The organism is Oceanirhabdus sp. W0125-5, from assembly GCF_027938815.1.
Classification (GTDB): Bacteria; Bacillota; Clostridia; order Clostridiales; family Clostridiaceae; genus Oceanirhabdus.
Genome location: NZ_CP115913.1, coordinates 1,898,426 through 1,913,421 on the forward strand (window position 1 = coordinate 1,898,426; position 14,996 = coordinate 1,913,421).

At 26.8% G+C, this 14,996-nt stretch carries 8 protein-coding genes; 7 read left to right on the forward strand and 1 reads right to left on the reverse strand.

The features are described 5' to 3' along the window. Positions 1 to 177 precede the first annotated feature (177 nt). Entirely contained in the window at positions 178 to 2,079 is a 1,902-nt protein-coding gene (locus OW730_RS08910; RefSeq protein WP_271228677.1) for a DNA/RNA helicase domain-containing protein, read from the forward strand. Positions 2,080 to 2,121: 42 nt separating this feature from the next. Further along, positions 2,122 to 3,666: a hypothetical protein gene (locus tag OW730_RS08915; RefSeq protein ID WP_271228678.1), complete on the forward strand. Its 1,545-nt coding sequence runs from the start codon at positions 2,122 to 2,124 to the stop codon at positions 3,664 to 3,666. A 75-nt stretch (positions 3,667 to 3,741) separates the two neighbouring features. Here the strand turns inward: OW730_RS08915 and OW730_RS08920 are convergent, their stop codons facing one another. Continuing rightward, positions 3,742 to 4,131: a (deoxy)nucleoside triphosphate pyrophosphohydrolase gene (locus OW730_RS08920; protein ID WP_271228679.1), complete on the reverse strand. Its 390-nt coding sequence runs from the start codon at positions 4,129 to 4,131 to the stop codon at positions 3,742 to 3,744. 167 nt (positions 4,132 to 4,298) lie between these two features. Here OW730_RS08920 and OW730_RS08925 point away from each other — a divergent pair, with 167 nt between their 5' ends. The 5 genes from OW730_RS08925 (at position 4,299) to OW730_RS08945 (ending at position 14,902) form a co-directional block, all read left to right on the forward strand. After that, the gene (locus tag OW730_RS08925; protein WP_271228680.1) at positions 4,299 to 5,546 is read left to right on the forward strand and encodes an HNH endonuclease; all 1,248 of its coding nucleotides are present in this window, start codon (positions 4,299 to 4,301) and stop codon (positions 5,544 to 5,546) included. A gap of 12 nt (positions 5,547 to 5,558) precedes the next feature. Further along, positions 5,559 to 6,536, forward strand: a complete 978-nt coding sequence (locus OW730_RS08930; RefSeq protein WP_271228681.1) for a ComEC/Rec2 family competence protein — start codon at positions 5,559 to 5,561, stop codon at positions 6,534 to 6,536. A gap of 7 nt (positions 6,537 to 6,543) precedes the next feature. Further along, a complete protein-coding gene (locus OW730_RS08935; protein ID WP_271228682.1) occupies positions 6,544 to 9,885 on the forward strand; it encodes a hypothetical protein in 3,342 nt (1,113 codons plus the stop codon). A gap of 1,075 nt (positions 9,886 to 10,960) precedes the next feature. Continuing rightward, on the forward strand, positions 10,961 to 11,776 hold the full coding sequence (locus OW730_RS08940; protein WP_271228683.1) for a hypothetical protein: 816 nt from the start codon (positions 10,961 to 10,963) through the stop codon (positions 11,774 to 11,776). A gap of 141 nt (positions 11,777 to 11,917) precedes the next feature. After that, positions 11,918 to 14,902, forward strand: a complete 2,985-nt coding sequence (locus tag OW730_RS08945; protein ID WP_271228684.1) for an ATP-binding protein — start codon at positions 11,918 to 11,920, stop codon at positions 14,900 to 14,902. The last annotated feature ends 94 nt before the right edge of the window (positions 14,903 to 14,996 follow it).

Consider the following 14,996-nt stretch of genomic DNA (forward strand, 5'->3'; position numbering starts at 1 on the left):
GATCTTAAAAGTTATAAGAATAATTTGATTTGAGCTATATAAAATTCAATGTAACAATAATTGTATAGAGTTTAGTATTGAATTATTTATTGATGTATATGAAAAAATAGATTATTATAATTAATGGTATTACATATAAAAATATGGAAATATTATAGGCGAGGGGGTGAAGATATAGTGAATTTAGTGTTAGAGAATATCAAGAGTATTAAGAAAGAGAATATTGAAAACTTAATACAGAAATTTTGGGATCATCTCAATGAACATGGGTTTGAAGTTGGAGATTCACAAATAAGAGCATGGAAAGATTGTTTGATATTTCTTGAGGATATGTTCGAAAAGAGCAGCGAAATAAAAGATTCATTATATATAGGTTTTGAGTACTTACTTCCTTTTGAAGGTGGTAGACGTCCTGATGTGATTCTGTTTTTTGCAAACAAGATAGTTGTTTTAGAATTCAAAGCCAAAGAAATCTATGAGGAAAGTGATATTGAACAAGCTATTGGATATAGAGAAGATCTTAAAAACTATCATAAAGAAACATATTTAAATAATCTTGAAGTAGAGACATATTTGGTATTAACAAATGAAAACGCTAAACCAGAGATAGTAAATGGAATTGAAGTATTAACTGCAGAGAATATTAATGAGGTTTTGAAAATTGAAGAGTTACAACCTATGAGTAAAGAGAAAGTAATAGATTGGTGTGATTCAAAATATGAACCAGCTCCAAATGTAATTGATGCTACATTGAGATTATTCAAAGAAGGAAATCTTCCTTATATAAAAAATATAGCAGAGGGAGACATAGAAAAAGCAGTTAAAAAGGTTAAAAGTATTATACATAATAATGAAGTGAGTTATAAAGGGAAATCATTAGTTTTTGTAAGTGGTGTACCAGGAGCCGGAAAAACATTAGTGGCACTTAAAACACTTTATGATTATAACAACTATAAATATGAGAAATATAACATACCCCTTTCAGCAGTTTATTTAAGTGGTAATGGGCCACTTGTAAATGTTTTATGCACTCAATTAGATAATATTCATGATGTAGAAGAAAATTCTTTTGTGCGGAATGCAATGTTATCTAAAAGAGGAAAGAATATCGGAAAGACATTTATTAGAGGTGTGAGATCTTTTAAATCAAGCTATTTAGGTAATAACATAGTTCCAGATTTCAATGTGATCTTTTTTGATGAAGCACAAAGAGCATGGGATCAAGAGAAGATGGGAAGTTACAATATATCGGAGCCAGAGGGGTTGTTGAGTGTTGGAAACAAAATATTCAATAAAAAAGGAAATGCTACAATAGTTTGTTTTATTGGTGATGGTCAGGTGATTCATGAAGGAGAAGAAAAAGGAATTGAACTTTGGATAGAAGCATTAAAAAAGAATCAAGACTGGAAGTTACATATACCAAGTAAATATAAAGATGAATTTAAAGTTAAAAATAGAATAGAAGTAAATGATGAATTATTTTTAGATGTATCCATAAGAAATAATTTTATAGATGTTTCTAAGTTTACTGAAGCTATTTTAGATATGAATACAGTGATAGCTAAAGAAGAACTATTAAAGATGAAAGAAAAAGGATTTAGTATAAGACTTACTAGAAACTTTGATCATTGCAAATCAATAATTAAAGAACAATGTGAAATAAATAAGATTCTTACCTATGGAATGTTAATTTCATCAAAAGCAAATGTATATAAGATGAAAGACATATTAAATAACCAGAAGTTTAATAGTTTTATCAAAGACACAGATGCTGGAAGATGGTTCTTAAAAGAAAGTAAAAACTTAACCACTGCAGCATCAGAATTTGCATGTCAAGGACTTGAATTAGATTACCCAATTGTTTGTTTTGGAGGGGATTACTTCATACAAGGAGGAGAATTTAAAGTTGATAGAGGGGTATTAGCTAAATATAAGGATAAATTCTATGTCTTTAATACCATTGTAAAAAACATATATAGAGTTCTCTTAACCAGATCAAGAAAAGGAATGATTATCTTTATTCCAGATATGAGAGAATTGGATGAGACATATGAGTATTTTGAAAAGATAGTGTTATAGACAAAAAAACGTATAGATAATGATAGTGAAGGATGTTAGAGGATGAAAAATAAATTTGGAAAATTTTTAAATGTATTGATATTTGGTTATGTTCTATTATTAAATACAGTTATTATGCTAGTGAAAAATAAAGGTCAAGAAAACGAAATTATTGCAATAAAATTATTAATAAATAATTATAAGAAATATCCAATAGTAATTGTTTTATCTTTATTAATGCTAGTATGTATACCTACAATAGTAATTGCTTGGAGTATTAATCGTTTTGATGAATTTATACCAAAAAACGATAATGGAAATAAGTATATGAGGAATAATAAAACTATAAATTTCTTTAAAAGATTTTTATCAATGGCTGAAAAGAGTATAAATATTTATGTAGGTATGTTGTTTTTAGTTTTTATAGCTTTAAGCAATAGCAATAATATTATTAATACACTTTTTGGAGCCATGCTATCATGTATATTGATTCCTTTTATTTGTGATGAAATAAAGAGAAAAAATGATGCTAATAAGAATGAAAGAATAATATGGGAACTATATGATTTAGCAGAAAAGGCAATCACAAGATTTGAGTACGTTTTTTGTAATGAAGCTAAACTTGGGAATATCAATAGTATTTTATTGGAAAATCACATAGAAATTGAAAATCTCAATAAAGAATCAAAAAATAAAAAAATAGAAAAAGAACTTGATTTAGCACATAAAAAATTTGTTGAGAAAATTAAAGATGAGATTTTATGTAACGAATGGGATAAAAAAGCAGCGAAAAACGGAGTCTTTTCAAGGTACAAGAAAATTGAACTTTACTATAATACTATTGAAGATTTAAAAAGGGAGATTAGTAGTTGTAGAGCTGCTTTTATGGATATAGCAGAAGAAAAAGAATTCATGATAATGAGAGATATATATATGTCCATACATTCACCTATACATAATTTTGAAATACCTCCCCAAAATAGAAACACATATAGTTCCATAATTTATCAAATTGCAACTTTGTTGGAGAAATTGTATACAGCTAAAAAAAATTGGTTAGAATATTTTGAATCAGATATTAAACGTTTAAAAGAAAAAGATAATGGAAAAGAGTTCAAAAAAGTAATTAAAGATAAACTTGCTCAAAATACAATTATTAGAACTAGTAGATTGCAACAAGGTTGGTTTAATGACGAGATATTTATTGAATATCATGATGAGTTACGAAATTATTTTAAGGAAAATAAAAACAAATTTGATACATTGAAATTATTTAGAAGTATAGAAAATGAAGAAACTGAAGAAAAAATGAAAAAAGAAAGACGTAGGGAATTAGAATTAAAAATAAATGAATTAGAAATAGAAAAAAAAGAATTTAAAAAAGATAGTGAAGAATTAGAGTTGCAAATAAATGAATTAGAGATAGGAAAAAAAGAATTAAAAAAAGAGATTGAAAAATTAGAGTTAAAAATAAATAAATTAGAGATAGAGAAGAAGGACTTAAAAAAAGAGAGCAAAGAATTAGAGTTAAAAATAAATGAATTAGATATAAGAAAAAAAGAATTAAAAAAAGAGATTGAAGAATTAGGTATTCCAGAGAGTAAATAAATAAAAATATTATAAAACAATCTTTTTAATAGTAATGTAACCATAAAAATAGGACTACTTATGTAGTCCTATTTTTTAAAAAGATAATTTATCAACAGTCGGAATATCTGCAGGTGCCCATTTAAGTGAGGATAGGTTTTCACGTTTGAGCCATACAAGTTTTGAGTGTTCACTTTTAACAGGTGTACCAGATATAATCTTTGATTCTATACATATAAGATTTATTATAAAAGTGTCGTATTCATAAGTAGTATCACTAAAAATATCTAAAGCTTTAATTGCACAATGAAGTTCTTCTCTAATTTCTCTTTCTAGAGCAGTTCTAATATCCTCTCCCTCTTCTACTTTCCCTCCAGGAAACTCCCAAAGATTTGGTAAACTCATTTCAGGAGACCTTAAAGCACAAAGAACCTCATTCTTATCATTTTCAATAATTGCTCCGACAACTTTAACTTTTTTCTTCATGATTTTCACCTCTAGGTAAGATTACCATAAATAATCATAAAGATAAAGAACCTAAATGTAAAAGTTGTTTGTTAGAATTATAGTTATATGGTAATTATTATGATATAATTATTCTGCCTAATAATACACAGTATTACAATATTAAACAAAATAAAAGGAGAAACTTGATGAAACGAAGTTGGATATATCCAGTTGATACAGATAAATATGATGTAATTAATTCATTCAAAGACTTAAAGGAAGTAGATTGGGAGATTCTAAATAAAATGGAATGTGGGGACATCGTATACATTTACTTAGGAAATGATAATAAAAAGATTATGATTAAGACAAAAGTAAAAAATATTAACGTTACTAAATCAGATGGAATAGATGATAGCGCATATGTGTTGGAAAGTGAAACTGAGAATTTAAGTGAAAATACAGTATATACAAGATTGAAATTATTAGATTTGTTTTCTGAAGAAGAAGCAAATAAACTATCGTATAATTTATTACTTAAAAATGGATTGAATGGTTCAATAAGATCAGGATTAATTCTAAATAATAATCCAGAATTAAAATCATATATCGAAGATATTGAGAAAAATATAATTAAACAGAGGATAGATAACCTGAATAATGGTCAAATTTTTTCCAATGAGGAATTAATGAGCGTATTCAAATGTGCAAATGCATCAGGAATGAGAAGAGCTCATAAAACAAATACACTATGTATTATTTCTGATCATACAAAATCACTTTATGAAGATAGATGGATTGAAGATGTATTCCATTACACTGGAATGGGACAAGTAGGAAACCAAGACTTAAATTATGGACAAAACATAACATTAAGTGAATCAAACACAAACGGAGTAGAAGTTCATCTATTTGAGGTGTTCAAAAAAAATGAATACATATATGAAGGAAAAGTAGAGCTTGTGGATACCCCTTACCAAGAAGAGCAGCTTGATGCAGAAAATAATCTAAGGACAGTATGGGTATTTCCATTAAAACAAGTAAATAGATGTGAAGAAATAAGAATACCAAAAGATGTTCTTGATAATAAAGAAAAACAAAGAGAAAAGATGGCAAAAAAACTGAATAATGAACAATTAAGAAAGAAAACCGAGAATATTAAAGGTAAACCAGGAACAAGAACTACAACAACTAAAGTTTATGAAAGAAATGCAGATGTAGCAGAATATGCAAAAAGAGTAGCTAAAGGAATATGTCAGCTATGTGAACAACCAGCGCCATTTAAAAATAAAGCTGGTGAGGATTATTTAGAAACACATCATATTGTATGGTTATCAGAAGGTGGAGAAGACACTATATATAATACAGTTGCATTGTGTCCAAACTGTCATAAGAAAATGCATGTGTTGAAATTAAAAGAAGATGTGGAGTTTTTGAAAGAGAAAATATTATAAGGAGTTGTGAAAATGAAATTTGAGATTGAATTGCTAAGTAAAGGACAAGCGGATTGTTTTCTAGTAATGATAGCTAATGATCAAGGTGATGAGTGCAATATATTAATCGACGGAAATCGTGAAGGGAAAAAAAGCGACTCTTTTAAAAAAATCGTAGAAAGAATAGCTAAGCTAGAAAAACTTGATTGTATAGTTGTGACACATATTGACAATGATCATCTAGGTGGTATTCTAAGTCTATTTGATTGTTCAAAAGGGGCAGCTTCCTGTATAAATAAACAGCTAAAAGAGTGCATAATTGTTTATAATAATGTAACTAAAAAGTTTATATCTTACAAACAAGCAGAACGTTTTGAAAAATTAATACGAACTAAAAAGGTTATTAATAGCTTTAGTCATAAATATCAGAATGGAGATAGAATGTTACATTTTTTATCAAAAGACAAGCGTAGAATTTTTTTATATGATGAAAGTAAAGAAAGGAACGTATATGTGACATTCTTAAATCCAGATAAAGCTGGTGCAAGAGAGGTTAATAATGATTATAAGAAATATAAGTATGAAGGGAAAAAGGGAAATGCAAAACTGATAAATAAGAATTCAATTGTACTGATAATTGAATATCAAGGGAAGAGTGTATTATTTACTGGAGATGCATATTCAGGGAAGATTGAAAATGCAATTGAAGAATTAAGAAAAAACGAGTTGCCTTATCCTATAAATAAGATTGATATAATTAAAGTACCACATCATGGTGCGGAAGAATATAATGAAAATTTAGCAAGTTTTTCTGAAAAAGTTGAGTGTGATAAATTAATAATAACTGGCAGAAGTATATGGGATAAAAAACACCCTAGTAAGGAATTATTAGAAAAATTATATAAAAGTTTATCAAGTAAATTAGAGATTTATACGGAAGTTGAGTTGGGAAGTATTGATCCTAAATTTAAAGGTATACAGAGTGATTCCAAAAAAATAAAGTTATTATAGGAAGGGAATGAGTAAAATAAAGAAAAATATAGTACTTATTGAAACAGTTGAGAATATTGGCACAGGGATTATGTATCCATGTAGTTATGATAAATATGATTATAAATATAACTGTAATAGTTATATTGTTTTTACTAATAGACATATATTATGTGAAATTGAAGAAAAATGTGAGGCGGGGAGGGACTTAAAGAATTGTATCTTATTACAGATATTTGATGATAATGGAGAGAAAATAAGTGATGAATCCATAGAAAGAGTAGAAATATTCATTGAGCCGAATTACATGGAATCCCATGAAGACATTGCGGCTTTATTGGTTTTGATTGATAAAAACATTTCCATAAATCTAGAGACTAGAATTTATCAAGAAGAATTAGAGGAGAGAGAGAGGGTATATATGGAAGGTTATCCAGGAGTAATGCTGGATGATGAAATAAGTCAGAAAGTTCAATTAGAAGGAATGATTAAAAAAATTTTTCCTGCTAATAAATTTATTGGAGTCTATCAAATCAATGATGACTATCATTATTATAATAATTACAAAGATTTAAAACTTATGGAGGGGTTTTCTGGGGGCCCAGTATATAAATCTATTGGGAATGATACTTTTATACTAGGAATGAATCAATCAGTTGCGAATATAGAAAGTGGAGAAAATCCATTTAAATTAGTATACTATTTGAAGATTCAATGTATACTTGATTATTTAAGGGAAAAAGGTTGTATAATTTATGGGAAAATTGATGAACATGTATACCATATTGAATGGATATATGATCTTCATGAAGAAATAAAAACATATGAAAATAAACCAACATTTTTACTATTGGGAGGAAGTGGAGCTGGCAAATCGTCATTTGCCTCAGATTTTGCACTTCATAAAGAAAATTTCTGCGCTACCAATGATGGACAAACAACCAGAACAAATGTTATTTATGATTTAAGTATATTTGATGAAAGAAATTTTGCTGAGATAGAGTTTATGTCTAAAGAAGAATTTCATAGAAAAATAAAACGAGCTAATTCTCTAAAACCTGTTTTGTTTATTTATCATAAATTATTAGGGTTTCAAAACTATAATAAAAATCTTAATAGCTATACTTATTTGGAAAATATATATTATCTGGTCAAATGTATTTGTTATAATATGAAATATGATAAAAAAAGAAAGCGAACCAAAAAAATCTTACATTCATTAGAGGAAATTCTTTTGCTAAGAAAGAATTATGATGGAGAAAAATTATCAGATATATACATAGAAGGTTTAGAAATACTTATAAGAAACATTCCACTAGAACAAATCAAATATATTTGTGATAGGGATATGTTGATTAAAATCCATGAAATTGTTACTTCAAAAAAGAAATATACAGAGCTTTTTAATGCGAAGGGGAGAGAAATTGATAATTTGAATGATTTTCATAAAATTATCAAAGAAATATGGAAGGGCGAAATAAATAGAGAAATTGAAAAAGTTCTTTTTGAAGAATGCATGAAAGATGAGTTCAATTTTAAAAGATATCAATTGAAATGTTATAACGCTGTAAAGCAAGAATGTGTAAAAAAAGAAAATCTGGGAATAGAAGAAAATTTTAAAAAAGAAAATATTATGAGAGAGCTATATATTACAATTATAAATGTTGATGGCTTTTTTAATACTACTGAATTTGAAAGTTTTCTCTCTACAAAAGAATTATATGAAGAATTAGAAACGTTGGAGGAATCTGTAATTATTGATGCAAAAGATACAATTAAACTTAATATCGATAATGTCTTTAAAGAGGTTTGCGAAAAGATTTATGATAAATTAACTTCAACTATAAAAAAGAAACTAGAAATAAAAAGTAACTCGTTTGAAATTAATTTGAAAGAGACTACAAAAGAAGAAAAAAAACTTTTAACTATGTGCCTTCAGGTTAAAAATAATAAATCACTTACAGGAATTATTAAATCAGTTAAAATACATGATAATATTTCAAATGAGTATGCTTTACTTATGAAAGAATTAGAAATATCTAAGTTAACTGTTCTGGATACATATGGCTTAGACCATGTTGAGTGGGAAGCAGGTTCAGAATATGCATTGCAAGAGATAATATATCAGTATAAATCAGATAAGAGTATTCCGTTAGATGATATAGGAGTCCTATACATAAAGAAATTGGATTCTGGGCGTCCTAATGAACTGAAAAAAATCTTGCCTTATGTTTACAAGATAATACCTCAAGCACCGGTATATTGCGTTTTTTCAGGTATTGATATTCTCTACTCAGGTAATGAAAAACAAATAGCTAATATTAATTGGAGTAAAGAAAATGTTTTGAATTCCCCAAAGTCAATACAGTATATTTTATCGGATAAAGGAAGAGATGAAATAATAAATAATATTAGGTGCAGTGAGGAGAGAAAATTAAATTTCTACTTAGTTTTAAAAAATAATCTTATAGCCTATTGTGGAAGAAAAGATTTAATAAAATTAAAATATGAGTATTATGAAAATAATATAAAACAGATACGAAAGCTAATAAAATCTATGATAATGAAAGAGTTTAGTAGTTTAGAAATAGTTGATATAGATGATGTTGATAATGTATTAAAGTCCAAGCAAGGAAAAGAAAAAGTGATTAAGCTATTGGGAAAAGTTTTTGAAAAGGCATCTATAAGTGCATGGGAGAAATTTCATTGGAAGACAGCAGAAGCTAATCATTCGAGAATAGAGAAAGGGGCAACATTGGGTTTTTGGGGAGTCAATTTTCATCGGTGGTATCAATTATTTCATAAAGCATATACATATGTTATGGCAGAAGAAAATAGTGAGCTTTTAGAAGAATTTAAATATGGTAAAGATGCTATTGAGGCTGCTTTGATTAATATGGAAACAAAATTTCTTGGTAATAGCGATAACCTCTACAAAATAGATTTAAAAGAATCAGAAAAAAATGGATTTCGAAAAGCATTAGAAGAAATGTATCAACTATACGTTTATACAAACAATCCGTTCAAACCTTTCAAAGAAAATGAGGATAATTTAGAGAAGGAAATTAAATCAAATTTATCAAACAAAAGGGAATATTTAAATGATGTAGTAGATTTTCTAAAAGGGTTTAATGCAAGTGAAAAAATACGTGAAGAATTTTATGATTATTTTAAAGAAACGTTGATATCACAGATAAAGGACGATAATCAAGCTAAGTCAAAGAATCTTATAAATCTTAATACTTCTTTTTTTAAAGAACTTAAAGCTCTGGAAAGTGAATTTATTATTAAATATAATAATAAAGGAAATGATGATGCAAAATCCAAGTTTAATATGTTATTAAATTATTATTTTAAAGACAATCAGTAAACAATTTTGTGTAATAGTTTTATAAGATACACAAATACCATTAAGTTAATGGACAAAATTGAAACTATTCCTTAATCTAAAAAATAGAAATAAAATTATCGATAGTTAAATTTTCGACGAATCATATATATTTTTATAGAATTCATTATTCGAATATTTAAAGTTGAGTATAACGTTCCATGTTTCAGCATTATTCACATAACAATTTGTAAGGAACTGAATCTTTAAAAATAAAAAGTGTACAGGCGAATTTCCCGCATTTTTCCCGCAAAAGTTTTCGATAAGTACAGTTTGGTAAAGTATGGTATAGTCGCTGAAGCCAGTGATATCAATAGTTTTAGGGTTTTGTAGATTGCTTTGGACAGGCTTTCAGGGTATCCGGGGGTCGCAGGTTCGAATCCTGTTAGGAGTACCATAAACACTGATACAGGCGGGTTCTCACAATAGTGGGAATTCGCTTTTTGTGATTTTTTGCGTTTTTCCCGCACTTTTCCCGCACTTTTCCCGCACTAGTTTTTAATAAGGAATAAAAACTAGACAAACAGTCTGTTTAATTTCTCCACTGCTGTAATCCGCTCCTTAGGCATAACGTGGGTGTATATGTTGGCTGTAATTATGGAATTTACTGTAACTGTATACTGTGTTTTTTTAAACATTTATTTTTCCGCGAGTTTTTTCAATAGGTTAAGTGCCCATTCATCACTATATGAGGAGGGAGCAGTTAAAATATTTTTTGAGGTCTAAGATTACTATATTTATTCAAATATTACAAGTAATTTGATTGAAGGAAATCTCAATTTAAATAATGAAGAGGATAAATTATATATACAAGAAAATATTAAAGCAATAAATGAACTGCTTAACAACATGTTTATAGTGAGGATGTATTAATTATCAAAAAGAAATAATTCCATATACTCAAGGAGATATTGTAAAATAGTATTTTTAGGTGTAATATATAGTTGGATATTATGGGATATTTATGTAAAAATAAATAAAGAAAATTTTGTACTAAGGAATCTTGTTTATAAAATTGTCGAAAAAACTAAAATATGAAAAAGCTGGAGGAGAATTTATGTTTGCAGGATTTAAGTTAGAATTAACTAAAAGTGAATTTATGGATTTAAATGGAGGTGAATTTATAAAGTATAAAAAATTAGGAGAAGAGTTATTAAAAGCTAAAAAAAAAGAAATAGAAAATAATATTAAGAGCTTTTTTAAAGAGGGAAAAATTAATGGAACAAAGCTTCAAGATGAATGGTTTCCTCAAATAAAAGCAGATATATTTATATCTCATTCCCATGTAGATGAAGAATTAGTATTAAGTTTAGTTGGATGGATTTATGAAAAGTTTGAATTAATTTGCTTTGTAGATTCAGGAGTCTGGGGTTATGCAGATGATTTATTGAGAGATATCAATAACAATTACAGCGATAAGAGATCGAAGCCTAATGGTGGTGTATTATATGATTATGATAAATGTAATAGAGCTGCTAGTCATGTTTATATGATGTTGAATATTGCCTTGCAAAGAATGATAGATAAAGTGGAAGCGGTTATTTTATTAAACACAGAAAATTCACTTGATGGTGATACTACACATTCAAGTTGGATATATAGCGAAATAGTTGGCACTGAAATAATAAGAAAAAAAACACTCTCGCAATATAGAAAAGAAATGTTGCAAGAGGTTTTTGAAAAATTTGCAAACAAGCAAGATTTCCCAACATTTAATTATGATGTTTCTACAGAGCATCTCAAAGATATATATGTAGATGACTTAAAAGATTGGTATAAACAATGGAGGAAAAAAGGAAGTGATAATAACTATTATGGGTATACTAATTATTATCCATTAGATTCGTTATATAGAATAAAAAGATTAATTTAAACTATGGGAAATAATAGTTTGCTAAACCTAATAATTAAACTAAATAACCTATAATAAATATTTTCAAAGATATGGACAAGTATATTTATAAGGCATATGACATTAAAGGGAAAATGAGTAATTATAAAAAGGAGTGAGAAATTGTTTTCTGAACACATATTTATATCATCAGTATTTTCTTCGGATGAAATATTGAAAATAAGAGGACTAATTCGAAACAAAGTTTCTAATGCTATTAATTATAAACTTAATGAGATTAGAAGAAATCTATATTATTACGACTTTGAAGTGGGTATTAGAGATGGCGTTGGGAAATTATATGCAGCGATAACTTGCTTAAATAAAATAAATCAATCTAATCTTTTTATAGGTATAATTGATGAAAATACAGGACAGTGCATAGTAGAAAAAGATATTGAAGTGTTTTATAGTGGTATATTGTCAGAAAAAATGAATGATGATTTTCTAAAATATGAAAAAAAAATTAAGGATGCAATTAAAAATAAGCGAAGTGTTCTTGAACTAGAGTTTAGAGAAGCATTTCAGAATGAAAATATAAAAAAACTCATATATAAGAAAAAGGGAATAAAGAATAAAAGTATTGAAAAATTTTTTAAGGATTTTGGAGTAACAGAAATCAGAGAATATGATAATTGTGATAAATTGATTGATGAAATGATAGAGGATATATTAAATTTTTATGAAGAGATTTATTCAAAGGAGTTTGGGGAATTTTCTCAAAAAGAGAAAGACTATAACAGATTGTATACTTTTAAAAATAGAAATTTTGTAAATGTTAAGGAGTATTTTGAAGAAATTAATGGTTATTTAAGTAATGAAAAGAAACCAATAATTATACAAGGTGAAGAGGGGATAGGAAAAAGTTCATTTATTAATAAAATCATTGAAACAACATTTGAAGGTAGAAGAAGGGTTTTATTAAATTTGCAATTAGAGAGAGAAATACTAAATGAAAGTGAACTTATTGAACGAGTTAATCTTGAATTAGAAAAAATTATTGGAATAAAAAATCAGAAAAGAGATGATTTAACCTTTTTTCATGATCATCAAATTGATGAAATTAAAATTCTCAACAAGTTTTCAGAATTGGCAAATAAACTGAAAGAAAAATTAGTTATAATAATTGATGATTTTCATGTAATAGAAAATTACACAATGAAAACTTTATGGTGGTTACCAGAAAGTTTACCAGATAATCTACAATTCATTTTAATTACTAGAGATAGTTTTAAGAAAATAGATGAAAAAAAATTCAATATAATTAATATCAAAGGTATGAAAGATAAAAAGGAAGAATTAATTGAGAATATTGCATATGAATATGGAAAAGAAGATGAAATGGAATTTTTTAAAAATATCACCAAATCTGATAATCCATTGAATATAAAATGGTTGATAAATTTTGTCATACTGACGCAAAAATATAATGATTTAGGAAATAAAACATATAATGATACAACAAATATTAAAGATTTAAGTAAAGAATTGATTGATGTTCTGATTAGTATATATGACAATATATATGGAAAAAACTTTATAAAAATATGCTTTGTTCCAATTCTTTTATCTAAAAATGGAATAAAAATATCAGAAATGAAAAGATATTTAAAGAATAAAGGTATAGAAAAGGAAGGAGCATTTGAGCAGTTATATTATGATATAAGATATATTTTTACAGAGCAAAATGGATTGATTACATTTGCATATTCTTCGGTTAGAGAAGCTGTAGAAGAGAATTTAGTAAAAGACAAGATTCAAGAAGAAAGAATTAACTTCACAAAAGACTTTGAATTTCTGAGTGAGAACATAGAGCGGTTTGCTGTAGAAATGCCATGGCAATATTACGAGATTTTTAAGAATGAAGAAAAGAACATTCAAGAAGAGTATTTGGTTAAGATTAAAGAAGTGCTCAGTAAACCATATGTATTTTATAACTTATATTTAAAACTAGAAGAAAATATTATTGAATTATTTTTGGGTTTTAAATCAATTGATATGGATTTATGGTACGAGAAAATCAAGAAGAAAATCTTTCAACTCAAATCAGAAGATGAAATCAACAAAGTTAATGAAAAATTGATGGAATTTTTGTTTTATTTTGGATATAACAAAAAAGTTAAGAAATTATGTGATCAATGGTTAGAAATAGTTGAAGATGATTTTAAAAAGTTAAAGATTAGAGAACATCGTATGAGATGTAAATTTCTTATTCCAAATTCAGGGGATTTGGAAGAAGAATTTAATAACATTATACAAGGGTATAAAAATAAATATCCAGAAATTTATCCTTACGAAATAAAATATTTTTATGCGCTGTTTCTAAAAAGTAAAAATCGTATTGAAGAGTCATTAGAAATATTGAGAGGATGTTATAAAAAGAGAAGTGAAAAATTTACTGACAGAGATCCATATTCGCTAACATTTTTAGCTTATATTATAAATATGGAATATAAACTAAAAATTAAATGTACTGAAAGTAAAAATATTCATTACGTGTATAATTTAGCAAAAGAGGTATTTTTAGAATTAAGAAGTGAACTAATAGATATTGAAATTCTTATTGCAGAGCTATTACTAGAAGCTAAGCAGTATAATGAAGCATTGGAGCTATTAAATAATATAGCAATAAAAATGAAGAAAATTTATAAAGGGAGAGTTACTACTCAAGTAGTATTGTTAAATGAATTTATAGTTATTGGTTTGAGTGAAACAGGCGAAAAATTAAAAGCAATGTATAAATGTGAAAAAACAATAATCAATGCTAAAGTAATTTTAAGTGGTAATAGTGAACATATACTCAGACTCAGATCCCATATGCTGAATTTTTACAAAGATATCTATAAAAATTATAAGTTTGATATTTTTTCTGAAATTGATGATTTAGAATTTCACATGATAGCACTAAATATATTAAAAGAATCAGAGGAAATTAATAATGTGGTCAATAAGGTTTTAGAATCACAAAGTGAAAATCTAGAATATGGTTATCAACTAATTAGCATATATGAAGATATTCTTGACGAAATTAAAAAATATCATAAAAAAGAATTAGAAGAAGATTGTAGAAGAGTCTTATTTATGATTTATAAGCGATTTGAAGATTAATCACAGGATTAAAAACACCTACTTATTTATAAGCTAGGTGTTTTTAATAATGTAGAAAATAAGACTTTGATTAGTTTCCAAATCAAGATTAGAA